This is a genomic window from Microbacterium sp. BDGP8 (genome assembly GCF_029991045.1).
GTDB lineage: Bacteria > Actinomycetota > Actinomycetes > Actinomycetales > Microbacteriaceae > Microbacterium > Microbacterium plantarum.
Genome location: NZ_CP120712.1, coordinates 3,157,487 through 3,182,308 on the forward strand (window position 1 = coordinate 3,157,487; position 24,822 = coordinate 3,182,308).

The 24,822-nt window shown below is 72.1% G+C and carries 30 protein-coding genes; 27 read left to right on the forward strand and 3 right to left on the reverse strand.

Annotation, left to right across the window (positions count from 1 at the left end):
- Nucleotides 1–40 precede the first annotated feature (40 nt).
- From fliD to P6897_RS15285, 14 genes are all read left to right on the forward strand, one after another.
- Nucleotides 41–1,420: a flagellar filament capping protein FliD gene (fliD, locus tag P6897_RS15220; RefSeq protein ID WP_282501678.1), complete on the forward strand. Its 1,380-nt coding sequence runs from the start codon at nucleotides 41–43 to the stop codon at nucleotides 1,418–1,420.
- On the forward strand, nucleotides 1,417–1,794 hold the full coding sequence (gene fliS, locus P6897_RS15225; RefSeq protein ID WP_112615207.1) for a flagellar export chaperone FliS: 378 nt from the start codon (nucleotides 1,417–1,419) through the stop codon (nucleotides 1,792–1,794). Before fliD ends, fliS begins: the two co-directional genes overlap by 4 nt.
- Nucleotides 1,791–2,051, forward strand: coding sequence for a hypothetical protein (locus tag P6897_RS15230; RefSeq protein ID WP_282501679.1), 261 nt, complete (start codon nucleotides 1,791–1,793; stop codon nucleotides 2,049–2,051). The genes fliS and P6897_RS15230 overlap by 4 nt, the downstream gene beginning before the upstream one ends.
- A gap of 126 nt (nucleotides 2,052–2,177) precedes the next feature.
- Nucleotides 2,178–2,519 (forward strand): flagellar basal body protein, encoded by a 342-nt coding sequence (locus P6897_RS15235; protein WP_023953676.1) that lies wholly within the window; start codon nucleotides 2,178–2,180, stop codon nucleotides 2,517–2,519.
- Nucleotides 2,516–2,908, forward strand: coding sequence for a flagellar basal body rod C-terminal domain-containing protein (locus P6897_RS15240; RefSeq protein WP_023953675.1), 393 nt, complete (start codon nucleotides 2,516–2,518; stop codon nucleotides 2,906–2,908). Before P6897_RS15235 ends, P6897_RS15240 begins: the two co-directional genes overlap by 4 nt.
- Complete coding sequence (fliE, locus tag P6897_RS15245; protein ID WP_269268323.1) at nucleotides 2,908–3,213, forward strand: flagellar hook-basal body complex protein FliE; 306 nt, start codon at nucleotides 2,908–2,910, stop codon at nucleotides 3,211–3,213. Before P6897_RS15240 ends, fliE begins: the two co-directional genes overlap by 1 nt.
- Nucleotides 3,213–4,838, forward strand: coding sequence for a flagellar basal-body MS-ring/collar protein FliF (fliF, locus tag P6897_RS15250; protein WP_282501680.1), 1,626 nt, complete (start codon nucleotides 3,213–3,215; stop codon nucleotides 4,836–4,838). The genes fliE and fliF overlap by 1 nt, the downstream gene beginning before the upstream one ends.
- The gene (gene fliG / locus P6897_RS15255) at nucleotides 4,835–5,836 is read left to right on the forward strand and encodes a flagellar motor switch protein FliG (protein ID WP_274179490.1); all 1,002 of its coding nucleotides are present in this window, start codon (nucleotides 4,835–4,837) and stop codon (nucleotides 5,834–5,836) included. The genes fliF and fliG overlap by 4 nt, the downstream gene beginning before the upstream one ends.
- Entirely contained in the window at nucleotides 5,826–6,461 is a 636-nt protein-coding gene (locus tag P6897_RS15260; RefSeq protein ID WP_282501681.1) for a FliH/SctL family protein, read from the forward strand. Before fliG ends, P6897_RS15260 begins: the two co-directional genes overlap by 11 nt.
- Nucleotides 6,458–7,777: a FliI/YscN family ATPase gene (locus tag P6897_RS15265; protein ID WP_282501682.1), complete on the forward strand. Its 1,320-nt coding sequence runs from the start codon at nucleotides 6,458–6,460 to the stop codon at nucleotides 7,775–7,777. Before P6897_RS15260 ends, P6897_RS15265 begins: the two co-directional genes overlap by 4 nt.
- Nucleotides 7,774–8,232, forward strand: coding sequence for a hypothetical protein (locus tag P6897_RS15270; RefSeq protein WP_269268327.1), 459 nt, complete (start codon nucleotides 7,774–7,776; stop codon nucleotides 8,230–8,232). The genes P6897_RS15265 and P6897_RS15270 overlap by 4 nt, the downstream gene beginning before the upstream one ends.
- Nucleotides 8,229–9,659: a flagellar hook-length control protein FliK gene (locus P6897_RS15275; protein ID WP_282501683.1), complete on the forward strand. Its 1,431-nt coding sequence runs from the start codon at nucleotides 8,229–8,231 to the stop codon at nucleotides 9,657–9,659. The genes P6897_RS15270 and P6897_RS15275 overlap by 4 nt, the downstream gene beginning before the upstream one ends.
- A gap of 14 nt (nucleotides 9,660–9,673) precedes the next feature.
- The gene (locus P6897_RS15280) at nucleotides 9,674–10,126 is read left to right on the forward strand and encodes a flagellar hook capping FlgD N-terminal domain-containing protein (RefSeq protein WP_274179494.1); all 453 of its coding nucleotides are present in this window, start codon (nucleotides 9,674–9,676) and stop codon (nucleotides 10,124–10,126) included.
- Nucleotides 10,127–10,183: 57 nt separating this feature from the next.
- The gene (locus P6897_RS15285) at nucleotides 10,184–11,344 is read left to right on the forward strand and encodes a flagellar hook protein FlgE (RefSeq protein ID WP_269268330.1); all 1,161 of its coding nucleotides are present in this window, start codon (nucleotides 10,184–10,186) and stop codon (nucleotides 11,342–11,344) included.
- Between the two features lie 103 nt (nucleotides 11,345–11,447).
- Here P6897_RS15285 and P6897_RS15290 read toward each other — a convergent pair whose 3' ends face one another.
- The gene (locus P6897_RS15290) at nucleotides 11,448–12,077 is read right to left on the reverse strand and encodes a hypothetical protein (protein WP_282501684.1); all 630 of its coding nucleotides are present in this window, start codon (nucleotides 12,075–12,077) and stop codon (nucleotides 11,448–11,450) included.
- Nucleotides 12,078–12,181: 104 nt separating this feature from the next.
- On the opposite strand from P6897_RS15290, the gene P6897_RS15295 reads away from it, so the two are divergent.
- The 12 genes from P6897_RS15295 (at nucleotide 12,182) to csrA (ending at nucleotide 21,697) form a co-directional block, all read left to right on the forward strand.
- Nucleotides 12,182–12,448, forward strand: a complete 267-nt coding sequence (locus P6897_RS15295) for a flagellar FlbD family protein (protein ID WP_282501685.1) — start codon at nucleotides 12,182–12,184, stop codon at nucleotides 12,446–12,448.
- Nucleotides 12,448–13,251, forward strand: coding sequence for a MotA/TolQ/ExbB proton channel family protein (locus P6897_RS15300; RefSeq protein ID WP_274179497.1), 804 nt, complete (start codon nucleotides 12,448–12,450; stop codon nucleotides 13,249–13,251). The genes P6897_RS15295 and P6897_RS15300 overlap by 1 nt, the downstream gene beginning before the upstream one ends.
- The gene (locus P6897_RS15305; RefSeq protein WP_274179498.1) at nucleotides 13,248–14,057 is read left to right on the forward strand and encodes a flagellar motor protein MotB; all 810 of its coding nucleotides are present in this window, start codon (nucleotides 13,248–13,250) and stop codon (nucleotides 14,055–14,057) included. The genes P6897_RS15300 and P6897_RS15305 overlap by 4 nt, the downstream gene beginning before the upstream one ends.
- 305 nt (nucleotides 14,058–14,362) lie before the next feature.
- A complete protein-coding gene (locus tag P6897_RS15310; protein ID WP_282501686.1) occupies nucleotides 14,363–15,292 on the forward strand; it encodes a flagellar motor switch protein FliM in 930 nt (309 codons plus the stop codon).
- Complete coding sequence (fliN, locus tag P6897_RS15315; RefSeq protein ID WP_269268333.1) at nucleotides 15,289–15,939, forward strand: flagellar motor switch protein FliN; 651 nt, start codon at nucleotides 15,289–15,291, stop codon at nucleotides 15,937–15,939. Before P6897_RS15310 ends, fliN begins: the two co-directional genes overlap by 4 nt.
- 49 nt (nucleotides 15,940–15,988) lie before the next feature.
- The gene (locus P6897_RS15320) at nucleotides 15,989–16,453 is read left to right on the forward strand and encodes a flagellar biosynthetic protein FliO (RefSeq protein ID WP_282501687.1); all 465 of its coding nucleotides are present in this window, start codon (nucleotides 15,989–15,991) and stop codon (nucleotides 16,451–16,453) included.
- A 26-nt stretch (nucleotides 16,454–16,479) separates the two neighbouring features.
- Complete coding sequence (fliP, locus tag P6897_RS15325) at nucleotides 16,480–17,184, forward strand: flagellar type III secretion system pore protein FliP (RefSeq protein ID WP_240309773.1); 705 nt, start codon at nucleotides 16,480–16,482, stop codon at nucleotides 17,182–17,184.
- A 12-nt stretch (nucleotides 17,185–17,196) separates the two neighbouring features.
- Nucleotides 17,197–17,472, forward strand: a complete 276-nt coding sequence (gene fliQ, locus P6897_RS15330) for a flagellar biosynthesis protein FliQ (RefSeq protein ID WP_023953659.1) — start codon at nucleotides 17,197–17,199, stop codon at nucleotides 17,470–17,472.
- Nucleotide 17,473: 1 nt separating this feature from the next.
- A complete protein-coding gene (locus tag P6897_RS15335; RefSeq protein WP_112615241.1) occupies nucleotides 17,474–18,235 on the forward strand; it encodes a flagellar biosynthetic protein FliR in 762 nt (253 codons plus the stop codon).
- Nucleotides 18,236–18,248: 13 nt separating this feature from the next.
- Nucleotides 18,249–19,340, forward strand: coding sequence for an EscU/YscU/HrcU family type III secretion system export apparatus switch protein (locus P6897_RS15340; RefSeq protein ID WP_269268335.1), 1,092 nt, complete (start codon nucleotides 18,249–18,251; stop codon nucleotides 19,338–19,340).
- Nucleotides 19,337–21,388 (forward strand): flagellar biosynthesis protein FlhA, encoded by a 2,052-nt coding sequence (locus P6897_RS15345; RefSeq protein WP_282501688.1) that lies wholly within the window; start codon nucleotides 19,337–19,339, stop codon nucleotides 21,386–21,388. Before P6897_RS15340 ends, P6897_RS15345 begins: the two co-directional genes overlap by 4 nt.
- A 60-nt stretch (nucleotides 21,389–21,448) precedes the next feature.
- On the forward strand, nucleotides 21,449–21,697 hold the full coding sequence (csrA, locus tag P6897_RS15350; RefSeq protein WP_323986845.1) for a carbon storage regulator CsrA: 249 nt from the start codon (nucleotides 21,449–21,451) through the stop codon (nucleotides 21,695–21,697).
- Between the two features lie 19 nt (nucleotides 21,698–21,716).
- Here the strand turns inward: csrA and P6897_RS15355 are convergent, their stop codons facing one another.
- Entirely contained in the window at nucleotides 21,717–22,739 is a 1,023-nt protein-coding gene (locus P6897_RS15355) for a zinc ABC transporter substrate-binding protein (RefSeq protein WP_274179500.1), read from the reverse strand.
- A gap of 53 nt (nucleotides 22,740–22,792) precedes the next feature.
- Complete coding sequence (locus P6897_RS15360) at nucleotides 22,793–23,533, reverse strand: GntR family transcriptional regulator (protein WP_282501690.1); 741 nt, start codon at nucleotides 23,531–23,533, stop codon at nucleotides 22,793–22,795.
- A 182-nt stretch (nucleotides 23,534–23,715) separates the two neighbouring features.
- Here P6897_RS15360 and P6897_RS15365 point away from each other — a divergent pair, with 182 nt between their 5' ends.
- Nucleotides 23,716–24,798, forward strand: coding sequence for a substrate-binding domain-containing protein (locus P6897_RS15365; RefSeq protein WP_282501691.1), 1,083 nt, complete (start codon nucleotides 23,716–23,718; stop codon nucleotides 24,796–24,798).
- Nucleotides 24,799–24,822: the final 24 nt, after the last annotated feature.

Sequence of the window (24,822 nt, forward strand, 5' to 3'; positions counted from 1 at the left end):
GCGCGCACGCGGCCGCACCGACGAACGACAGGACGGGCACATGGCGATCTCGATCGACGGCCTCGCCTCGAAACTCGACACCAAGGCGATCATCGACGCGCTCATGAACGTCGAGCGCCTGCCGCGGACGATCCTCAGCGCCAAGTCCGACGACCGCAAAGCCGTCATCGCCCAGCTGCAGGCGCTCAACGCGTCGCTGCAGTCGTTGGCGGCGAAGGCGAAGGATGCCGCCGGCCCGACGGCGCTCCTGCAGCGGACGGCGACCAGCTCCGACGACAGCCTCACGGTGACGGCATCCGCGGGGGCCCCGGTCCTGCGCGCCGACGTCGTCGTCGACCGCGTCGCCACCGCCCACAGCGTCGTCACGGGGGCCTTCGGCTCGGCAACGGACGATCCGCTCGTCTTCACGGTGCTCGGCGCCGACGGCAAGCCCGTCGAGGTCCGCCCGACGTCGGGCGCCGCAGCCGACATCGCCCACGCGCTGAGCGCGACCGGCACCGGCATCACCGCGTCGGCGGTGTCGGCGGGCGTCGATGCTGACGGCCAGGCCCTGTGGCGCCTGCAGATCACCGCGACCGAGACGGGCGCCGAGAACACGTTCCAGGTGTTCCGCGGCGACGCGGCAGCGGTCGCGGCAGGCACGGCGAGCGACCTCGCCACGGAACCCGGATCGGCGATCGTGACGGTGGGCGCGGATGCGCAGGTGCGTCTGTGGGCGGGAACCGCCGCCGAGCAGACCGTGACCTCGGCGAGCAACACCTTCAGGTCCCTGTTCGCCGGCGTCGACGTGACGGTGACCCGGGCCGCGGCCACGCCGGTCTCGGTCACCGTGGCCGCGGACGCCGATGGCAGCGCGGCCGCCGCGAAGGCGTTCGTCACCCAGATCGGCACGCTGCTGGCTGGCATCGCCCGCGGGTCCACCGCCACGGCCGCCACGACCCCGGGCCAGCAGACGACCCTCGGCGTGTTCACGGGTGACAGCACCGTGCGCGCGCTCCACCAGGCGCTCACCGGCGCCGTGCAGCTGCCGCTCGACGGGGTCGCCCCCTCGACGATGGGCCTGAGCGTCGACCGGTGGGGCGCGCTGACCTTCGACCAGGACGCGTTCACGAAAGCCCTCGCCGACGACCCCGCCGGCGTGCAGCAGGTCTTCGCGGGGGTCGCGGCGCGGGTTCAGGATGTCGCCGAGCGCTACTCCGACAAGTACGAGGGCCTGCTCACGGCCCGCATCACGGGGCAGGAGTCCGAGGTGAAGATGCTCGGCGAGCAGCTGGCGCGCTGGGACCTGCGGCTCGAGCAGCGGCGAGCGACACTCGAACGCACGTACGCCGCAATGGAGACGATGCTCTCGCGGCTGCAGACCCAGTCGTCGTACCTCGAGTCGCAGCTGTCGGCCCTGTCGGGAACGGCGAAGAAGTGAACGCCGCCCTCCGCGCGCAGCAGCGCTACCGCGAAGAGACGATCCTCTCGGCGAGCCCGTCGCGCCTCGTCACGCTCCTGTTCGACCGGCTGCTCCTCGACGTCGAACGCGGAGAGGCGGCGCAGCGGTCGGGAGACTGGCAGACGGCCAACGAGCAGCTGCAGCACGCGCAGCGGATCCTCGTCGAGCTGACCGGCTCGCTCGACGACAGCTGGAGCGGATCGGCGGCGCTCCGGGCCGTCTACGACTACATCACCCGCACGCTCATCGGGGCCAACATCGGCCGCGATCCCGAGCGCACCCGCGAATGCCGCGATCTCATCGCTCCCCTGCGCGAGGCGTGGCACGGCGCGGCGGAAGCGGCGCCCGCGTGACCTGGTCCGACCTGCTCGACGGGCTCGAGGCGGAGCTCGCTGCAGACACCTCCCCGGCTCAGCCGTGGCATGCGCCCGCGAATCTCGGCCCGATCCCGGCGCACCTCGAAGACCGGGCCCGGGCGATCCTGCGCGCGCAGGCCGATCGCGCGCGGGCGTTGCGCGCCGAACGGGACGCCCTGCGCCGACACCTCGACGCTCTCGATCGCATCCCGCAGTCACAGTCGGACGCCGTCTACCTCGACGTCGACGGCTGACCGGGCGCGCGGATCGCCGGATGCCCGTCTAACGGCGTCGCTGCGGCGGCCGATAGGGGATGCTGAGCACGGATCGCTCATCCATCGGCCAGGGATCGGCCACATCGTTCGACGGAAGACGCCTTCGTGCTCGAATCTGTGACCACCACCGCGCTCACGAGCGCCCTCTCGGGCCTCGCCGAGCGCCAGCGCGCCATCGCGGACAACATCGCGAACGTCAACACCTCCGGCTACCGGGCCAAGGTCGTCAGCTTCGAGAGCGCTCTGGCGCGCTCGGTCGAGCGCGGCGACGGCGCCGTGACGGCGACCGTCCGCGAGTCGACCGCCCCCACCCGGCTCAACGGCAACAACGTCAACCTCGACACCGAGACGCTCGCCAACATCGAGGCGGTGCTGCGGTACCAGTTCGCAGCGCAGGCCGTGGGCGGCACCTTCAGCTCGCTCCAGACCGCGATGAGGACCTCATGACCTTCGACGCCATCGGCATCGCCGGGTCGGGCCTGACGGCCCACCGCACCTGGCTCGACGCGCTCAGCGACAACATCGCCAACATCAACACCGCCGTCGCGCCCGGCGACGACGCGTTCCGCCAGCGCTACATCGCGGTCGAGTCGGCCGGCGACCCGGGCGGCGTGCGCGTCGCGGGCGCCGTCTGGGGCGGCACAGAGGGCCGGCTCGTGCACGAGCCCAACAATCCGCTCGCCGACGCCGACGGCTACGTGCGCTACCCCGACATCGATCTCGGCGAGCAGATGAGCCACCTGATCCTCGCGCAGCGCGGCTATCAGGCCAACGCGGCGGTCGTCGACCGTGCGAAGACCACCTACGAAGCCGCCCTCCAGATCGGACGCCGCTGATGCCGCCGCTGTCGGGCATCGACGCCCTGGGCGCGGCCGCATCCGCCCTCACGTCGAGCACCCGCCCGCCCCAGCAGACCGACGGCGCCGACTTCGGCGCGAGCATCACCGGCGCCGTCGACGAGCTCCGCGCGATGCAGTCGACGTCGAACGAGCTGGCCGTCGCGGCCGTCACCGGTGACCTCGACGACATCCACTCCGCGATGATCGCGTCGTCGCGCGCGTCGGTGACCCTCGAGCTCGTCGCCGCCGTACGCAACAAGGGCATCGAGGCGTTCAACGACATCATGCGGATGCAGGCCTGATGCCCGCCGCCGTCACGTCGCTCTGGACGCGCCTGCGCACGACCATCGCCGGGTTCACCCTGGCTCAGCGCACGATCGCGATCATCGGCATCGCGGTGCTCGCGATGGGCGTGTTCGCCCTGGCGAGCTGGATGTCGCGTCCGACCCTCACCCCGCTGTTCTCGGGTCTGTCGGCCTCGGACGCCAGCGCCGTGGTCGAGCAGCTGCGCTCGGGCTCGATCCCCTACGAGCTGACCGACGGCGGCTCGACCGTGCTCGTGCCCGAGACCGCGGTGTACGAGCAGCGCCTCGCCGCGGCCGCGGCCGGACTTCCCAGCGCCGAGTCGTCGGGGTACTCGCTCTTCGACAAGATGGGCGTGACCAGCTCGGAGTTCCAGCAGTCGGTCACCTACAAGCGCGCGATCGAGGGCGAGCTCGCCCGCACGATCGGCGCCCTCGAGAACGTGACGACGGCCTCGGTGCAGCTCGCGCTGCCCGAGGAGAGCGTGTTCGTCTCGCAGAAGGTCGAGCCCACGGCATCCGTCTTCATCGAGACCTCCCGCGGAGTCGCGCTGCCGCCCGAGCAGGTCGAGGCGATCGTGCACCTCACCTCGGCGGCCGTCAGCGGGATGAAGCCCGAGAACGTCGCGGTCGTGGATGCCGCAGGCCGCACCCTGTCGGCGATCGGCGGCGATGGCACGCGCAACGCCGACCAGCAGGCGGGGGCGTACGAGACTCGCATGACGGCGAGCGTGCAGCAGATGCTCGACACCGTGCTCGGCACCGGCAATGCGACCGTGTCGGTCGCCGCCGAGATGCAGCAGGCCGCGACCGAGCGCGTCGACGAGACCTACACGCCGGTCGAAGGTGCCCTGCCGGCCACCGAGGAGTCGAGCACCGAGACCTACACGGGCACCGGCGGACAGACCGGCGTGCTGGGCACCGAGCTTCCGGCTGGCGTCGGCGGTGCGGGCACCTACGAATCGACCCAGACGAACCGCTCGAACGTCGTGAACAAGACCGTCGAGAGCACCTCGACGCCGGCGGGGGCCGTCGCGCGGCAGACCGTCGCCGTCGCGGTCAACGCCGACGGCACCGATGTCGTCGACGTCGCGCAGCTCGAGGCCCTCGTGACCTCGGCCGCCGGCATCGACCGCGCCCGCGGCGACCAGGTGACCGTCGAGCTCGTCGCCTTCAGCGATCAGGGCGCCGCGGCCGCCCAGGCGGCACTCGACGCCGCGCGCGAGACGGAGGAAGCCGAGCGCGCCGCCGAGACGCTCCGCACCGCGATCATCGCCGTCGTGGTGGTGCTCGGGCTCATCGGAGCGACGATCGCGGGCGTCGTGATCGTCCGCCGCCGACGCGCCGCCGCGGCGGAAGAGCCGGTCATGACGCTCACGCCGGTCGACGAGCCGCTCGACCGTTTCGACGCGCTCACCCGGGGCCTCGCGACCCCGCTCCTCGACGAGGCGCCGACGGTCCCCCTGCCCGCGATGTCGGTCGATCCCGAGCCGGAGCCCGACCCGGAGCCCGTGCAGGTCGCCCTCGACCGCCGTCGCGCCGAGATCGGCGACTTCGCCCGCCGCGACCCCGCCCGCACCGCCGACCTGCTGCGCCGGCTCGTCCGGGACTCGACCGACGCATGAGCGAGCTCACCGGGACACAGACGGCTGCCGTCGTCATCATGAACCTCGACCGGGCGCAGGCCGTCGAAGTCCTCAAGCACCTCTCCGACGACGAGGCCGAGGCGATCGCGGCGGAGATCATCCGGCTGCGCGACCTCGACCTCGAGACCACGCGCGATGCCCTGACCGACTTCCAGCGGGTCGTGCGGGGACACCTGCCGCCCGTCCGCGGCGGGCGAGACCTCGCGACGGGACTGCTGGAGGCTTCGCTCGGCCCCGAGCGCGCCGCCGGTGTGCTGACGAAGGTGTCGTCGTCGATGACGAGCTCGTCGTTCGAGTTCCTCACCGCCGTCGAGCCGGCCCAGGTGGCGAGCATCCTCGACGGCGAGCTGCCCCAGACCGTCGCGCTCGTCATCGCGCACCTGCCGGTGGAGCGCGCCGCGGCCGTCCTGGCCGAGATCGCGGACCCCGCCCGCACCGATGTCGCGCAGGCGATCGCGACGATGGGAACCGCGACACAGGATGCCGTCGCCGTCGTCGCCACCGCGCTGCGCGCTCGCTCGGGGGCGCTGACCACTCGCGACGCCCGCGAGACCCTCGGCGGCGTGCAGCCCCTCGTCGACATCATCAACCGGTCGGATGCGACCGTCGAGAAGGCCCTGCTCGCGAGCATCGAGGCGCGCGACAGCGCCCTGGCCGAAGACATCCGCTCGCGCATGTTCACCTTCGCCGACATCGTCGTGCTCGACGATCGCGACGCCCAGCGCGTGCTGCGCGGCATCGACGTCCGTGTGCTCGCTCTGGCGCTGAAGGGCTCGTCGGGCCCGGTGGCCGACGTGATCCTCCGCAATATGACCGAGCGCAACCGCGAGGCGCTGCAGGAGGAGTCGCGTCTGCTCGGCACCGTGCGCGTCTCGCAGGTCGAGGAGGCGCGCGCGGCGATCGTCCGGACGATCCGCGAGCTCGAGGCCGCCGGCGACATCCGGGTGCAACGGGTCGAGGAGGAGTATGTCGTCTGACGCCTTCACCCGCCTCGAGATCCCCCGACTGTCGGGCCCGGCTCTCACCGAGGAACGCGATCGGGCCCGCGCCCGCGGTCACGCCGCCGGGTACGCCGAGGGGATGCGACAGGCCGCGGCCCACGCCGAACGCGAGGCAGCGGAACGTGCCGAACGGGAGCAGGCGGCGGACGCAGCCGCCCGGGCGCGCGCGTCTGCCGCCCTCGCGGCGCTCGAGCGCGCGTCCGCCAGGTTCGACGCCCGCGCAACCGAACTGACGGCACCCGTCGTCGCCGAGCTCCACGCGATGGCGATCGAGCTGGCGCAGGCTATCGTCGAGCGCGAGCTGTCCGACCCCGTGCGCGCGGCGCTCACGACCGCGGCACGCGTGGGGAACGCCGTTTCGGATCTCGAGGCTGCGGAGGCGCCCGTGGTCCGGCTCTCCCCCGCGGACGCGGCGATCCTCACCGGCGCCGCGAATGCCGCCGAGAGCGGGACCGCCACGCTGCCGCGATCGGTCGAGGTCGAGGTCGACCCGGGACTCGCGCCCGGCGACGCGACGATCCGTCTCGCCGATGGCGCGATCGACCTGCGGATCGCCGCCGCGTTCGCGCGGGCCCGCCGGGCTCTCGAGGAGAGCGCGTGAGCGGGGGCTGGCCGGCGGTCATCGAGGCGGCGCGTCCGCTGCGGACCGGCACGGTCTCGCGCATCGTCGGGCTCGGTGTCGACATCCGCGGCGTGCACGGGGCCGTCGGCGACCTGGTCGAACTCGGCGGGACGGCCGATCGCGGGGCCGCCGGCATCCCCGCGGAAGTCGTCGCCGCGGACCGCGGCATCCTGCGCTGCATGCCGCTCGGCGTCACCGACGGACTGCGCGTCGGCGACACGGCCCGCGCTCTTTCCGGCCGCGCCCGCGTGCCGGTCGGCGCCGCCGTGCTCGGGCGCGTGGTCGACGGGCTCGGCCGACCCATCGACGGTCGCGGCCCTCTCGTCGCGCCTCGCGTCGACCTCGACCATGCGCCTCCCTCGGCGATGGGACGCGAGCGCATCACCGAGCCGCTCGTCACGGGCGTGCGCGCGATCGACACCCTCACGCCGCTCGGCCGCGGCCAGCGCGTGGGGCTGTTCGCCGGATCTGGCGTCGGCAAGTCCTCCCTGCTGTCGATGATCGCGCGGGGGTCGTCGGCCTCGGCCAACGTCATCGCGCTCGTCGGCGAGCGCGGCCGCGAGGTGCGCGAGTTCCTCGAGGACGATCTCGGGCCGGAGGGGCTCGCACGCTCGGTCGTCGTCGTCTCGACTTCCGATCAGCCCGCCATGGCGCGCCTGCGGGCGGCCTCGACCGCGACGCGCATCGCCGAGTCGTTCCGCGACGACGGTCAGCACGTCGTGCTCATGATGGACTCGCTGACCCGCGTTGCCATGGCGCAGCGCGAGATCGGACTGGCCGCCGGCGAACCGCCCGCGACCCGCGGCTACCCGCCCTCGACCTTCCCCGTGCTCGCGCGGCTGCTCGAGCGCGCCGGCACCGACCGGCACGGCTCGATCACGGGGATCTACACGGTGCTCGTCGAGGGAGACGACCACAACGAGCCCGTCGCCGACACCGTGCGCTCGATCCTCGACGGACACCTCGTGCTCGACCGGACGCTCGCCGTCACCGGGCACCACCCCGCGATCGACGTACTCGGATCGGTGTCCCGGCTCGCGGGCAAGGTCGCGACCGGTGATCAGCGACGCCTCGCGACGACGCTGCGCTCGGTGCTCGCGGCACGCCAGGAGGCGCAGGACCTCATCGGCGTCGGCGCCTACCAGGCGGGAGCGAACCCGCGGGTCGACGCCGCGGTCGCCTCGGCACGGGCGATCGACGCCTTCCTCCGGCAAGACCTCGACGACCGCTCCCCCGCAGCCGAGTCGTGGCGCCGCCTCGGGGAGCTCGTCGCATCGTTCGGGGACGTCTCATGAAGCGGGGCTTCCCCCTGGCCGGGCTGCTGCGCATCCGCGGCATCCAGCAGCGTGCCGCGGCAGCGCACCTCTCGCGCGCCGCGATGGAGGAGCAGCGCACCGAGGCGCGCGATCGGCAGCTGCGCGCGGCCCTGACGACGTCGGCCGAGACGCCCGGCGACATCCGCACGCTCGCGGCCCTCGCCGCCAGCCGTGTGGCCGCGCGCAGCCTGCTGACCGACCTCGACACGCTCCGGCGAGCGCAGCGCGCGGAAGTCGACGCGGCTCGCGCGGGCCTCGACGACGCCCGCCGGGCCGAGCGAGGCATCGAGCGGCTGGCCGATGCCTTCCACGAACGGGAACGCGCGAGACGGGATGCCGCCGAGCAGGCCGTTCTCGACGAGATCGCGCTGCGCTCGGCGAGCGGGACGTCGGGCGCACCGGACGCGCCGGACCGGACAGAGGGGGCGTCATGAGTCTGTGGGGTCTCGCACTCGGAACGACGAGCGCTGCGGTGCGTCCGCGGGGCGGCGGAGCCTCGAACGACGGGGGCGACGGCGCGACGGCATCGGATGCCTTCGCGCTCGTGCTCGCCGGGCAGGCCGCGGTCGCGGTGCCCGTGGGCGGAGTGGACGCTGCCGGGGCCGGCGTCGGAGCGGGCGGCGGGGCATTCGGCGGGGCATTCGGCATCGACTCGTCGGACGCGGCGGAGGCGGCAGCTCTCGACGACGACGCGGACGCGGCAACGGGCGATGCGGCAGCGCTGCTCGCCGTCATGGGTGCGGGCACAGGCGCCGGGCCCACGGGCGGAATGTCGGGCATCGGGATCTCGGATGATGCGGGTCCGCTTGCGGGGATGACGAGCAGAGAACTCGGCGCCGAGACGCTGCCGTCGACCGGGACTGTGCCGGTCGGCGCCGATCGCGCGACACCGATGGCCGGAGGAGCGCTGGCAGGAGGAGCGCTGGTAGGAACGAGGGGCGCGCCGGCGGCAGGGGCGACGGCAGAGGCGCCGACAGCGCCGGAGACGGCAGCGACGGCGGAGACGGCAACCGCGACGGAAACAGCAGCCGCGACGGCGACCGACGCAGCCCCGACGACGGCGCCCGAGAAGACGACAGCACGAGAGACGACGTCCGCCGGGGCGACACCCGCAGCCATGAGCGCGTCACCGCCGGACGCAGCGAGCACGATCCCCGCCGTGGCCGCGCCGACGGCGCGGACCGCACCGGAGCCCGTGCCGGGATCCGCGGACGTGTCCGCAGCGGCATCCGTGACGCCGACGCCCGGTTCGCAGCCCGCGCCCGCTCAGCCCGGCCCGGCTCAGTCCGCGCCTGCGCCCACGCCCACGCCCACGCCCACGCAAGGCGCTCATGCGCAATCCGCGCCGGCCCTCGCGCCTCAGCTGCGCGGCCCCGTCCTCTCCCTCGTCGCGGCCGAGCCCGGCCGCCACACCATGGTGCTGCGGGTCTCGCCCGAGAGCCTCGGACCGATCACCGTCACGGCGCACATCTCCGGGTCCTCCATCACCGTCGAGCTGAGCTCGGGCACGGCGGCGGCGCACGACGCGGTCCGGGCGGTCCTCGGCGACCTGCGCCGCGAGCTCGCCGCGCTCGCGCCCTTCTCGTCCGTGAGCCTGACCCCGGGCGACGATCCGTCACGGGCGTCGTCGCAGCTCCCCGCCCTGGCACAGCACGCCGCGGCGGGCGGAGCAGGCGGGTCGGGCGGCCACCCATCGGACGGCGGCGCATCCGGCCGGACGCCGCAGCAGACCGCCGACGATCCGGGCCGCGGCGGGCGCCCCGGTCACGGGCCCGCCTGGCCTGCCGCTCCCGCGGACCGCACGGACGACCCAGCCCATCCCGCGCCTCTCGAGGCCGGTCGCATCGACCTCTACGCCTGAATCGGAGAACCACCATGAGCAGCATTCCGCCCGTCGGCGTCGTGGGTGCCACGCCCACCGCAGCCGCCCCGCCGCCCGCGCCGAAGCAGACCCTCGATTCCGAGGTCTTCCTGCAGCTGCTCGTCGCGCAGATGAAGAACCAGGACCCGAGCTCGCCGCTCGACACCAACGAGATGATGGCGCAGACGACGCAGCTCGCCATGATGGAGCAGCTCGTCGCGCTCACCACCACCTCGTCGGAGCACTTCGCCCTCACGATGCGCCAGACCGCCGCCGCGCTCGTCGGCCAGCAGGCCTCGTACGTCGACGCCGACGGCGCGACCCGCAGCGGTCGCGTGACCCAGGTGTCGTTCGAGAAGGGCGTGCCGCTCGTGACGATCGGCGGCACCGCGGTCCCCCTCGACGTCGTCTCGGGCATCGCGGTGTCGGATGCCGCGACGGCGCCGCCCGCGGCATCCGCATCCTGAGCCACGGCCACTCCGGCTACCCCACGACCACGTCAGCCCCTCACCGAAGGACACCCCATGCTTCGTTCGCTCTACGCCGGAATCTCCGGTCTCCGCTCACACCAGACCATGCTCGACGTCACGGGCAACAACATCGCCAACGTCAACACCGTCGGGTTCAAGGCGGGCTCGGTGCAGTTCCAGGACACGCTCTCGCAGATCGTCCAGAACTCCCGCGCCGCTCAGGCGGACGCCGGAGGCACGAACGCCGCGCAGGTGGGTCTGGGCACCCAGGTCGCGGCGGTCCGCACGAACTTCACGCAGGGATCGCAGCAGGCCACCGGCGTGCCCACCGACCTCATGATCGCGGGCGACGGCTTCTTCGTCGTCCGCAACGGCGCCGAGACGCTCTACACGCGCAACGGCTCGTTCGGCTTCGACTCCGCGGGTCGCCTGACCACCAAGGACGGCGCGCTCGTGCAGGGCTGGACCGCCGTCGACGGTGTCGTGCCGACGGGCGGGCCGGTCGGCAACATCGCGCTCCCGGTGGGCGCGACCTCGCCCGGGCGCGCGACGACGTCCGCCGCGGTGACCGGCAACCTGCCCTCGGGCGCCGCGGTCGGCGAGAAGCTCGTCCGCGACGTCACCGTCTACGACGCGCAGGGCGAGTCCCGCCAGCTCGCACTCACCTTCACCCGCACCGCGGGCGGCTGGGACGTCACCGACGGCGCCACGACGACGCAGCTCGCCTTCGCCGACGGACGCCTGACGACGACGCCCGCGACGATCGCCTCGGGCGGTGTCGCGGTCGACCTTTCGGCCATCACCGGCTACGCCGACCTCAGCACCGTCAAGCTCGGCGGTCAGGACGGCCGCGCGCCCGGAAGCCTCGTGTCGTACACGCTGTCGGCCGACGGCAGCCTCGTCGGCGCCTTCAGCAACGGAGCGACATCGGTGCTCGCGCAGATCGCCCTCGCATCGTTCGACAACCCCGAGGGGCTCGAGAAGGCCGGGTCGTCGCAGTACCGCGCCGGCGCCAACTCGGGCGCGGCCGCCGTCGGCACCGCGGGCACCGACGACCGCGGCGGGCTCGTCAGCGGGGCTCTGGAGATGTCGAACGTCGACCTCTCGCAGGAGTTCACGAACCTGATCGTCGCTCAGCGGGGCTTCCAGGCGAACGCCCGCATCATCACCACGAGCGACGAGGTGCTGCAAGAGCTGACCAACCTCAAGCGCTGATCGCGGGCGCGGCCCGCAACTCCTCAGAATCCCCGCTGGTTCGGCCTCGCGGCCCGCGCGCGGCGCCGGTCACGACGGTTTCTGAGGAGTTGTGCGCGGCCGGTCAGGGCCACAGCGGGAGCGCTCGGGCAGACGCCGCCCCGAGCGCAGCCGCGTCGAACTCGGTCACCGTCTCGGGGATACCGCGGGCGCTCCACTCCACCCCGACCTCGAACGTCGGAAGCGGGGGTGTCGGCCAGACCCAGAACTCGCGCGCCCAGCTGTCGGCATAACCCTGCGGGCGGCCGAGCCCCTCGATCACCGGCCCCTCGACCTGCGCGTCGGTCACGTCTCCCCGTGCCCACGGCGAATCGTCCTGCGTCGTGATCGTCCGCCCATCGGCGAAGCGGACGCCCCAGCGCAGGCCCGTCGGATCGAACCGGTCATCGAGCTGCCCCCGGCCGTGCGCACGATCGAGGTATCCCCAGATCCGTTGCCGCGCGACCCGGCCGGTCTCGGCCACGCGCACCGCCAACCGCAGCACGACGCCCTCGCGGTACACGCGCGCGAGCTCCAGCGACACGACCGTGTCGGACGAGCGACCCACCTCGCGGTCGAGCGCCACGATCGCCGGAGCGACATGCCAGGGCGGCCCCATCCACGCCGGCATGTCGAGCGGCGGATGGTCGTCGCCGGGGATCTCCCGCGGCTCGACGGGGCGGAAGAACGACGGCTCCGATGACGACGCTGACACGAGCGCAACGCTAACCGACCGCCGCCCGCTGCCGACAGTCTCCTCGGAGCCGCCGTACCCGCGACGACCCGTTCCCCCGCGCGCTGACCGACGAGAAGGGCGACATGATCGTTCTCACACGATTGAACCGTCACCGGTTCGCCGTGAACCCCGACCTCGTCGAACGCATCCAGGCGAGCCCTGACACGACGCTCACCCTGGTCGACGGGGCGACGTTCGTCGTCGCCGAGACGATGGATGTCGTCATCCAGAGCATCGTCGAGTTCCGCGCCCGCGTGCTGGCGACGGCGCTCGGCCATGCCGCGGCATCCGGGTCCGCATCCCAGTCGGCCTCCACGGCCGCCGCCGCCGCGCCGGAGGGTGAGCGCTGATGGATCCGTCACTCCTCATCGGCATCCTGCTGGCCTTCGGCGGCCTGTGGGCGATGATCCAGCTGGAGGGCGCCAGCCTCAACGCCCTGCTCCTGCCCGCGCCGATGGTGCTGGTCTTCGGCGCGACGATCGCGATCGGCATCGCCGGCGGCACGCTGCGGGATGCCGCGGGCGCCGTGCGCGCGCTGCCGCGGGCCTTCGTCGGTATCAAGGGATCGACCGAGGCGCTCATCGACACCGTCGTGGGATACGCCGAGAAGGCGCGCGCCCAGGGGCTGCTCGCGCTCGAGAGCGCCGTGGCAGACGAGAAGGACCCGCTGCTGCGCCATGCCCTGCAGAGCATCGCCGATGGAACGGATGCCGAAGACCTGCGCGTCGTCCTCGAAGACCGCGTCGCCACCGTCGCCGCGGAGCGCCGCACGGCCTCGCGCTTCTACTCGGCCCTCGGCGGGTACGCCCCGACGGTCGGCATCGTCGGCACGGTCGTCTCGCTCACCCACGTGCTCGAGTACCTCGACAAGCCCGACCAGCTCGGGCCCCTCATCGCCGCCGCCTTCGTCGCGACCCTGTGGGGCCTCCTGTCGGCGAACTTCATCTGGCTGCCGATCGGCACGCGGCTGCAGCGCCTCGCCGAGATCGAGGTCGACCGCATGACGCTCGTGACCGAGGGGATGCTCGCCGTCCAGGCGGGCAACCCGCCGATGCTCGTCGCCGAGCGTCTGCGGGCGCTCGCCCCCGAGACCAAGCCCGGGCGCGGCCGCGCGAAGGCGGCGGCCGACGAGCCCGCGGACGCCGGAGTATGAGCGCGCCTCGTCGCCGCCGGGTCATGGAGTCCTCGCACGAGGGCCCCGACGAGCGCTGGATGGCGTCGTACCTCGACATGATCACCGTGATGATGTGCATGTTCATCGTCATGTTCGCGATGTCCAACGTCGACCAGGAGAAGTTCGAGCAGCTGCGCGCTTCGCTCGCGACCGGGTTCGGTTCGGAGATCTCCGAGACCCGCGACGTCTCGGAGGGCGTCGTCGTGCCGCCCGAGCTGGTCGAGGAGGAGGGCGAGGGATTCGTCGAGACCCCGACCGCCCCGACCCCGGCCGAGCAAGAGTACAGCTCGCTCGACGACCTGCGCTCACGCCTCGAGGGCGCTCTCGCCGAGCAGGGCCTCGGTGACGCCGCGACCTTCACGATCGACGACCGGGGCCTCACCATCGGTCTCGTGAGCGCCGAGACGTTCTTCGACACCAACAGCACCGACCTGAGCGACCGTGCCCGGGCCGTGCTCGACGCCGCCGGGTCCGTCCTCGCCGCCGACGCGCACCTCATCTCGGTCGAGGGCCACGCCGACGCCCGCCCCGCCATCGCGCCGTTCGCCGACAACTGGGAGCTCTCGACCGCGCGGGCCAACGGTGTGCTCGGCTACCTCGTCGAGGCACGCGGGGTCGCGAGGGAGCGCATCAGCTCCGTCGGGTTCGGGTCGTCGCGACCGCTCGCGGAGGGCTCGAGCGCCGAGGCCCTCGCGCAGAACCGTCGCGTCGACATCGTCGTGCTCTCGGACGCCGACGCCCAGGTGCGTGGCGAGCTCCCCGCTCTCGCCGCCGCCGACGGCTGACTCCGGGCTCGGCCCACCTGGCAGCCCCCGCCCCATCCCGTGCGCTGAGTGGGCACAACCTGCCAACCCAGCCTGAGCCCGCGCCCACCCGGGGTCTCACCTGGCGGAACTCGCCCCATCCCCAGCCCTGAGTGGGCACAAACTGCCAACCCAACCTGAGCTCACGTCACCGCCAGGACCCACCTGGCAGTTCCCGCCCCATCCCCAGCCCTGAGTGGGCACAAACTGCCAACCCAACCTGAGCCCACACCCACCCGCGAGGCCCGGGCCTAACCGCGGGCGACACGCGACCGATAGTCCGTGGCGTGCAGACCGTGCCGATCGCCCCGAGCGTGCGAACCGAGGATGCCGCGACCGCGGCCCCGGAACGCTACGACTTTGGGCGACCCGCGGCACTGTCCCGTGAGCACACGCGCGCTCTGGCGGGGGCCTTCGACGCGTTCGCGCGCCAGTGGGCGATGCTCCTCGCCGCGAAGGCCCGCGTGCGCGCGCACATCGCCCTCGAACGGGTGAGCCTCGAGACCTACGACGAGTACGTCGCGACGATCCCGCCGACCACGACGCTCGTGCTGTGCTCGGATGCGACCTCGGACGATCGTGCGGTCATCGAGTTCCCGCTGCCGTCGGCCCTGTCGTGGATCGTGAAGATGCTCGGCGGCGACGGCTCGCAGCGCCCCGAGGCCCGCGCCCTCACGGCGATCGAGCAGGCGCTCATCCGGTCGCTGATGGACGAGACCCTCGGCCACCTGCGCACAGCCCTCGGCTCCCTCCTGCCTCGCGAGCTGAGCGTCGGCGCGGTGCAGTACAACGCGGCCTTCGCTCAGGTCGTCGGCGGTCAGGACCTCGTGGTCGTGGCCCGCTTCTCGATGCGTCTGGCCGACCGCACCGAGACCGCGACGATCGCCCTCCCCGCCGCGACGCTGCTCGAGCGCCTGTCCGACAGCGCCTCGGCGCCGCGGGCGACGAACGACCCGGGCCTCGTCCGCCGGCACGTCGAGCAGACGCCCGTCGAAGTGACGCTGCGGCTCGCGCCGCGTGCCGTCCGCCCCGCCGAGGTGCTCGACCTCGCCGTCGGCGATGTCATCTCGCTCGCGCACGCCGCCGACCGCCCCCTCGATCTCACCGTCGACGAGCAGGTCGTCGCTTCCGCCGCCGTGGGATCTCATGGCGCGCGGCTCGCGTGCGTCGTGACGGCATCCGATCTCTCCCCCGCACTGTCCGAGGAGTCGCCATGACCAGCACCACCACCCACGAGGCCGCAGCCGCAGCCGCGTTCGCCGACCGGCTGCCCACCGCCTCGCGCATCACCGCCCGCCCCGGGACGAGCGCGGGCGAGACCGGCGACGCGGTCATCGTCTCGTCGGTCGGCGACACGAGCGCCGCGCTCGCGGTCGTGGTCCTCGATGAGTCGGCGCTCCTCGGCGCGGACGCCGCCCTGCCGCTGCCCGAACGACTCCGCGACGCGCTCGACGCCGCGGCGACCGCCTTCGGCCCGAGCGTGCTCGGCGAGGCGACGATCGGAGACGCCTCGGCGCTCTTCGCGCACCCCGCCGCGCAGGTGTTCGACCTCGTCGACGAGGATGCCCGCGTGATCGGACGCCTCGCCGTGCGCGTGTCGCACCCCGCGGCGGCCTCGCCGCGCCGCCTGCAGCGCATCGCCGGCGTCGAGATGGAGCTGACCGTCGAGGTCGGTCGCACCCGCATGACCGTCCGCGACGTGCTCGATCTCGAGCCCGGGCGCATCATCGAGCTCGACCGCTCGGCCGGCGCCCCCGCCGACGTCAAGCTCAACGGGCGGCTGATCGCCCATGGCGAGATCGTCGTCGTCGACCAGGACTACGCGGTGCGCATCACGCGCATCATCGAGAACGCGGAGGCCTGAGATCGACGATCTGCTGCTCGCGCTGCGCGTCGTCGTCTCCCTCGGCGTCGTGCTCGCGATCGTGTGGGTGCTGCAGCGTCGCTTCTCTCGCGGCAGCGCTAACGGAGCACGCGCGAACCGCCCGCGAGGCCTCAAGTCGACACGTACGGATGCCGTCGCCGACATCACCGTCGTCGCCAAGCGCGGCATCGGGCCGAAGGCCCAGGTCGCCGTGGTCGAGATCGATGGGGCCCGTTACGTGCTCGGCATCACCGAGGGCGGGGTGTCGATGCTCGACCGCATCGACTCGACGCCGGGCACCACGACGGGGCCCCACGCGACAGCGGATGCCGCGCACGGCGACGACACGGCGCGCCCGGTCCTGCGGGATGTCGCGGACGACGCGCCCCTCGCACCGCCCGTGCCCCTGCTCCGTGCGCAGGCCCGCGCCGAACGCACTGCCCGCACCACCCGCCCGGCGACCATGACCGCGCGTGATGCCGCACAGGTGCTGCGCCGGGCCCTGGGCGCGTGATCTCCGGCGGCGCGCTCGGCGCGCTCGTGCTCGTCGCCGCCTCGACGCCCCCGCCGAACGGCGGCATCTCCGTCGACATCAACGGCATCGACGGCACACCCTCGTCGTCGGTCCTGACCCTCATCGGCATCACGCTGCTGTCGGTGGCCCCGGCACTGCTGCTCATGATGTCGTCGTTCACGAAGATCTTCGTGGTGCTGGCGATGACCCGGAACGCCCTCTCGCTGCCCACGATCCCGCCCAACCAGGTGCTCGCCGGCCTCGCCCTGTTCCTCACCCTCTTCGTGATGTGGCCGGTGCTGACCGAGATCAACACGGTCGCCGTCCAGCCCTACGTCGACGGCTCGATCACGTTCACCGATGCCGTGGGCGTCGGCGCCGACCCACTGCGCACCTGGATGCTGTCGTTCACGCGCGAGGAGGATCTCGCGCTCATGACCCGGTTCGCGGGCGCCGAGAACCCCGAGGACCCGGCGAGCGTCCCGATGATCACCCTCATCCCGGCGTTCATGATCTCGGAGCTGCGCGCGGCCTTCATCATCGGCTTCGTCATCTTCGTGCCGTTCCTCGTCATCGACCTCGTCGTCGCCGCAGCGCTGATGTCGATGGGCATGATGATGCTCCCGCCGGTGATGATCTCGCTTCCCTTCAAGATCCTGCTGTTCGTGCTCGTCGACGGGTGGGGACTCATCCTCCGCACCCTGATGGAGAGCTACGGAGCGGGCGGATGACCGGGGGTACGCGTGAACCCTGAGGCCGTCCTCGACATCGGCATGGAGGGCGTCGTGCTCGCCGCGAAGCTCGCCGCTCCGCTGCTCATCACGGCACTCGTGGTCGGCTTCGCCATCTCGCTCCTGCAGTCGATCACGCAGATCCAGGAGGTCACGCTCTCGTTCGTGCCGAAGGCCGTCGCCGTCGCGATCGCACTCGTCGTGTGCGGGCACTGGATGATCGCCGAGGCGATCGCCTTCACCCACACCATGTTCGACCGCATCCCGCACCTGCTCTCGGGCGGTTGAGATGCAGCTGCTGCTCGACTTCGCCTGGATCGAGGCCACCGGACTCGCCGCGGTCCGCACGACCGCCTTCGTCTTCACCGCCCCACCCTTCTCGTACGGCGCCTTCCCCGCGCGCATCAAGGCGATGGTCGCGATCGGCGTCGCCCTCGCTCTCAGCGGCACGGTGGCGCCGGGCTACCAGAGCCTTGGCACCGGCCCGTTCTTCCTCGCCCTGACCGCTCAGGTCGTCACGGGGGCGCTGCTCGGATTCCTCGTGATGACGTGCTTCGCCGTCGTGCAGTCGGCCGGCGGGCTGATCGACGTCTTCGGCGGCTTTCAGCTCGCGCAGGCCTTCGATCCGCAGATGAACGTCAACGGCGCCCAGTTCACGCGCCTGTTCCAGATGATCGCCCTCGCCCTGCTCTTCGCGAGCAACGGCTACCAGCTCATCCTCGCGGGGCTCGCCCGGAGCTTCACGGCGATCCCCGTCGATGGGGTCCTCGACCTCGCCCGCCCGGCCGAGTTGCTGGTCGACACCGCGTCGCAGCTGCTCGTCGCCGCGCTGCAGATCGCCGGTCCCCTGCTGCTCGTCCTCTTCCTCGCCGACATCGCGCTCGGGCTCGTCAGCCGCGTCGCCCCCGCCCTCAACGCGTTCGCGCTCGGCTTCCCCCTGAAGATCATCCTGACCTTCCTCCTCGCGGGAAGCGTCATCCTCGCCCTGCCCGCCGTCGTCGGGGCGCTCACCGACCAGGCGACCGGGCTGCTGATCGGCGGAACCCGATGAACGGCGGCGCGTCATGAGCAGCGACAGCGGGGAACGCACCGAGCAGGCCAGCCGCCGGCAGCTGCGCGAGGCACACCGCAAGGGCAAGCTGTCGCGCAGCCAGGACCTGTCCGCCTGGCTCGCGATCGGCACGGTCGCGCTGGTCCTCCCCGCCATGATCGGAGCGGGTGCGGATGCCGGGGCCGCGCAGTTCGTCGAGATCGCCGCCGTCATCCGCCACCCCGACCCCGAGCACGCCGTCGCCGTCCTGTCGTCGGCGCTCGGCAGCATCCCGGCCATCCTGGGCACGGCGCTGCTCGCCGTCGCGATCGTCGCGATCGTCGGGTCGGTCGCCCAGGGCGGCATCCATCTGCGCGGGGTGCCGGCGCGCTTCGAGCAGTTCAACGTGCTGAACGGCGTCAAACGGCTGTTCGGCGTGCAGGCACTGTGGGAGGGCGCGAAAGCGCTGCTCAAGACCGCCGCGATCGGCCTCGCCCTGTGGTTCGTCGTCGCCGGGCTCATGCCCGTGCTGACGATGAGCGGCGCCCACCCGATCACCCGGCTGCTCGAGATCGCCTCGAACGTCGTGACCGCGCTGCTCATCACCGCGGTCGCCGTCGGCGTGCTGCTGGCCGCGATCGACGTCCTCGTCGTCATGCGGCGCAACCGCAAGCACACCCGCGTCACCAAGAAGGAAGCGCGCGACGAGCACAAGAACTCCGAGGGCGACCCGCTCATCCGCAGCCAGCGCCGCGCCCGGCAGATGGCGATGAGCCGCAACCGCATGATCGCCGCCGTCGGAGATGCGGATGTCGTGCTCGTGAACCCCACGCACATCGCCGTCGCCCTGCGCTACGAGCCGGGCAAGTCGGCGCCGCGCGTCGTCGCGAAGGGGCAGGGCCTCATCGCCGAGCGCATCCGCGAGCGGGCGCACGAGGCCGGCGTCCCGCTCGTCCGCGACATCCCGCTCGCACGCGCCCTGCACGGCGCGTGCGAGCTCGGCCAGGAGATCCCCGGCGATCTCTACACCGCCGTCGCCCGCGTGCTCGTCTTCGTCGACGGGCTCAAGCGCCGCGGCGCGGCGCGCGGCGTCCACACCGTTCCCGAGAGGAAGGCACCCCGATGAACATCCTGAGAAGGTCGCTCGTGCCGATCGGGGTCGTCGGCATCATCATGCTGCTGATCGTGCCGGTGCCGCCGCCGATCCTCGACGTCCTGATCATCACCAACATCCTGTTCGCCCTGCTCATCCTGCTGACGGCGATGTTCGTGAAGCGGCCGCTCGATTTCGCGGTCTTCCCCTCGCTGCTGCTGGTGGCGACGCTGTTCCGGCTCGGCCTGAACGTCGCCTCGACGAAGCTCGTGCTGGGCGAGGCGCACGCGGGGCAGGTCATCGACGCGTTCGCCGCGATCGCCGTGGGCGGATCGCTCGTCATCGGCATCGTGGTGTTCCTGATCCTCATCGTCATCCAGTTCGTCGTCGTGACGAAGGGCGCCGAGCGCGTCGCCGAGGTGGGCGCCCGGTTCACCCTCGACGCCATGCCCGGCAAGCAGATGGCGATCGACGCCGACCTCAACGCCGGCCTCATCAGCGACGCCGAAGCGCGGCGCCGGCGCGCCGAGATCGCGGCGGAGGCCGACTTCTACGGCGCGATGGACGGCGCCTCGAAGTTCGTCAAGGGCGACGCGATCGCCGGACTCGTCATCATCATCATCAACCTCGTCGGCGGCGTCGCGATCGGCATGCTCTCGAAGGGCATGGAGGCGGGCGAGGCCCTCAACACCTACGCCCTCCTGACGATCGGCGACGGCCTCGTCACGCAGATCCCCGCGCTGCTGATGGCGGTCGCGACGGGCATGATCGTCACCCGGTCGGGGGCGGAGTCCGACATGGGCTCGGCCGCCGCGGCGCAGCTGACGCAGTCGCGCAACGCCCTGTCGATCGCGGGTGGCGCGGCGATCGTGATGTCGTTCATCCCCGGGATGCCGATGCTGCCCTTCCTCGTCATCGGCGCGACCCTGCTGCTCATCGCGCAGCGGGTCGGCCGGCGCGAGCAGACGCAGGCGGCCGAGGACGCCCCCGCTGTCGACCCGCGCGGCGCCGTCGACACCCCCGAGGAGCTGGCCGAGCGGATGCGGGTCCACGCGCTCGAGATCCTGCTCGCTCCAGACATCGTCGACCTCGTCACCGGCGGTCCCGACGACCTGCTCGGACGCGTGCGGTCGCTGCGGCGCAAGACCGCGCTCGAGCTCGGACTCATCGTTCCGCCCGTGCGCACGCGCGACAGCATCGAGCTGCCGCCCTCGACCTACGTCATCCGGGTCGCGGGGATCGAGGCGGGTCGCGGCGTCGCGCCCCGCGCCTCGCTCCTCGCGCTCGGCTCGGGCCTCGAGACCCTGCCCGGGCGGGCGTCGCCCGACCCCGTGTTCGGCATCGACGGGAAGTGGGTTCCCCTCGAGATGCGGCACAGCGCCGAGCTCGCCGGAGCGACCGTCGTCGACCGCGCGAGCGTCATCATCACCCACCTGTCCGCGGTCATCCAGGCCCACGCCGCCCGGCTGCTCAGCCGAGAGGACGTGCGTCAGCTCACCGAGACGCTGCGCCAGTCCAGCCCGGCAGCGGTCGAGGAGCTCACGCCGGCGCTGCTCTCGCTGGCGGAGGTGCAGCGCGTGCTGCAGGGCCTGCTCGCCGAGCGCATCCCGATCAACGACCTCACACGGATCTACGAGGCGCTCGCGCTGCGCGCCAAGACGACGACCGACCCCGACGCCCTGATCGAGGCGGCACGTCTCGCGCTCGGTCCCGCCGTGGCGACGCGCTTCGCCGAACAGGGGCGGCTACGCATCGTCATGATCGACCCGCTGCTCGAGCAGTCGATGCTCGAGGCGATGCGACCGAGCGAGGACGGTCCGCACATCGCCCTGGACCCGCACCGGCTCGAGGCGGTCGTGGCCTCGGCTCGCGCCGCCCTCGAAGCGGCCGGCCCGGGCCCCGAGCCCGTGCTCGTGTGTGCGCCGTCGCTGCGTTCCGCCGTGCGGCGCCTCATCTCGTCGCAGACCGACGGGCTGCCGGTGCTGTCGTACACCGAGGCGACGGCCGGGGGCCTGGCGATCGACACGGTGGGCGTCGTCCGAGACACGATCGGCGACGCGCATGCCATCACGCCCGCGTGAGACTCGCGTCGAGCGCGCGGGGCGGGCACGGCTTCCGGAAAGTAGGGTGATCGAGTGCTGGTGTTGACGAGACGAGTCGGTGAGAAGGTGCTCATCGGCGACGACATCGAGCTCACGGTGCTCGAGGTCAAGGGCGACAGCATCCGGCTCGGCATCGAAGCGCCGCGGTCGACCCGCATCCAGCGCGCCGAGATCGTGGCGGCCGTCGAGACCGAGAACGTCTCGGCCGCCCGCACGTCCGCAGACGACCAGGCGGCGCTCCTGAACGCACTCGTCCGCCGCCAGGGCGGGGCCCCGACGGCGGACTGAGAGGGATGACGGCGGCGGGTCAGCCCGCGAGGGCGCCCGAGATCTCGTCGATGTTCTGCTGCATCCAGCCGACGTAGTCGACGCCGTCGGGCATGAGCTCGGTGAACTCGAGCACGGGGATGTTCAGCTCTCCGGCGACCTTCGTGATCTCCGTGGTCTCAGCGCCGCCCGTCTGCGCGTTGACGATCACGATGCGCACCTCGCCCGAACGCAGGATCTGCTGCGCCTCGAGGAGGGTCGCGGGAGGCACGTCCTGCCCCTCTTCGACGGCTTCGCTGAACGCCTCCGGAGTCGCGTTCTCCAGACCCGCCGCAGCGGCGAGATACAGCGGCACCGGCTCGGTCACGAAGATCTTCTCGCCCTGGTGCGCCGCCGAGATGGTGTCGAGGGATGTCTCGAGGCCGTCGATCCGCTCGATGAGCGCCTTCGCGTTCGCCTCGAACGTGTCGGCCTGGGCCGCGTCGAGCTCACCGAGCTCGTGCGCGATGTCTTCGACGAGGTGAGCGATCGTGTGCGGGTCGTACCAGACGTGCTCGTTGAAGCCCTCGATGTGGTCGTGACCCTCATGGTCGTGCTCGTGGTCGTGCTCGGCCTCGGCGCTCTCGTCCGCGGCGTGCTCATCCGCGGCGTGCTCGTCGGCGTGGTCGTCGTGGCCCTCGGCGCCGGGGAAGTCGTGCGAGAACTCGACCGCCGTGAGCACCGGAGCCGTGCTGCCGCTCGACTCGACGAGCCCGTCGAGGAACGAGTCGTAGCCCCCGCCGTTCTCGATGATGAGGTCGGCCTGCGACACCGTCAGCTGGTCGCGCGCCGACGCCTCGTACGAGTGCGGGTCCTGCGCGAGTGAGGTCACGATCGAGGTCACCTCGACGGCGTCGCCGCCCACCTCGGCGGCCAGTGAGCCGTACACGTTGGTCGAGGCGACGACGCTGATCTTGCCGTCGTCCGAACCGCTCGCGGCCGGCGACGAGGTGCCGGCGCAGCCGGCGAGAGCGAGGGATGCCGCTGCCACGAGCGCGGCGGCAGGGAGGAGTCGACGGGTCATGCCGTCGATTGTACGTTACTGATAATCGTTCTCTCGACCGCCGGAGCGGGAGATCAACGGATTCCCACGTAGAAGCGCGATTCGTCACTGCGGTGAAGGGCCAGGTAACGCTCGAACGGCTGCCCCTCGGCATCCCACGCGATCGACTCGATCGACAGCACCGGCTGCCCCGGGGCGAGCTCGAGGAGCTCGGCGTCCGCCGGCCCGGGGACGACCGCGCTGAGCCAGCGATCGGCGCCGCTGGGCTGAACCCCGAAGTTGCGCCGGAGGTGCTCGTAGAGCGACCGGTTCTCGAGGTTGGCGCGCGCGAGCGTGGGGAACCGGTCGTGGGGCAGCACCGTGTCGACGAGCAGCCAGGGCGTCTCGTCGACCCGCCGCAGGCGACGCAGCCGCACCACGGGCGCCCCGACCGGGATGCGGAGAGCCTCGGCGTCCGCGGCATCCGCGGTTCCGACGGCGAAGTCGAGCACGCGCGTCGTGACCACCCGGCCGGTTCCGGCCAGGTCGTCCGACGAGCCGGCCATCGAGCCCACGAACCTGAGATCCGGGCGCTGCGGCGAGACGAACGACCCGCGGGCACGCACCTTGTAGATCAGACCGGCGCGCACCATGTCGGCCAGTGCCTCGCGGACGACGGTGCGCGAGACCCCGAACCGATCGATCAGCTCCGACTCGGAGGGGAGCGCCTGGTCCGGCCGGAGGCGCCCCGACTCGATCTCCCCGCGCAGCGCGAGCGACAGCTGCTGCCACAGCGGGAGATCGGACGAGCGGTCGAGCGTCGTCGCTGCGGTCATGGGAGCCTCCTCGATCGGGCCGTCACGGCGAGCGTATCGGCGCCGTGTTGACACCCGGCGGCCCGCTCCCTATCTTAGTCATCACCAACTTGTCATGACAGGTTGGTTGTTACGAGTTTGGCAGCCCGCACGCCCTCGTGACATCGGCACCTCGCAACGATGCGACACCAGGAGGCACAACGATGACGTTCTCGACCACCCGCCGCATGCTCGCCGCAGCGGCCGCGACAGCGATCTCCGCTCTCGTGCTCGCCGGCTGCGCCGGCAGCCCGACCGACAACACCGCTGCCGGGGGTGAACCCCAGGGCCTGAAGGTCGCCCTGTCGAACGGGTTCGTCAACGGTTGGCGCCTGACCCTGATCGACAAATTCGAGACGGAGGCCGCGAAGCTCAAGGAAAACGGTGTCGTCTCGGACTACAGCGTCGTCAACGCTCCGGGGGAGAACAGCGCGACCGAGCAGGCATCTCAGATCCGCAGCCTCATGCTGCAGAACCCCGATGTGCTGATGGTCATCCCGGCGTCCTCGAGCGCGCTCGTCCCCGTCGTCGAGGAGGCCTGCGCCGCCGGCATCACGGTCGTGATCGTCGACGCCGACATGGACACCAGCTGCGGCATCGTCGTGCGCAACGACTACGGGCAGTGGGGCGCCGACTCGCTTCAGCCCGCACTCGACGCGATCGACGGGAAGGGCGACATCATTCTCAACCGCGGAGTCATCGGTTCGCAGCCCGACGAGGCGTTCTACGCCCGCCAGCAGGAGATCCTCGCCGACTACCCCGATGTGAAGGTCGCTGCCGAGGTGAACGGATTCTGCGACGCGGCGACGGCGCAGAAGGAGATCGTCGCGATCCTCGGCTCCATGCCGACGATCGCCGCGGTCCCCGGATGCATCGGCGGTATGGGCGTCGTGCAGGCGTTCCAGTCGGCCGGGCGCGACATCCCGGTCGTCGTCTTCGACACCGACGGCAAGTCGCTGTCGTTCTGGAAGGAGAGCGGCATCGACAACGGCTCGTTCGCCGCGCTGACCGACCCCGGACAGATCGTCGCCGCCCTCTACGCCGCCATCGCGAAGCTGCGCGGCGACGAGGTTCCGGACGAGGTGGTCCTGCCGCTCGTGCAGGTCACGCAGGAGAACCTCGACTACTGGGTCGACGCCCTCGGCACCGATGAATACGCCGCGAACGCCTGGGACGAGGAGACCACCGACGCCGCGATCGCGGCTCTGCTCGCCGGCGACGACGTCGCCGTGCCCGCGCTGCCCTGACGCCCGGTGACACCGTGGCCGACC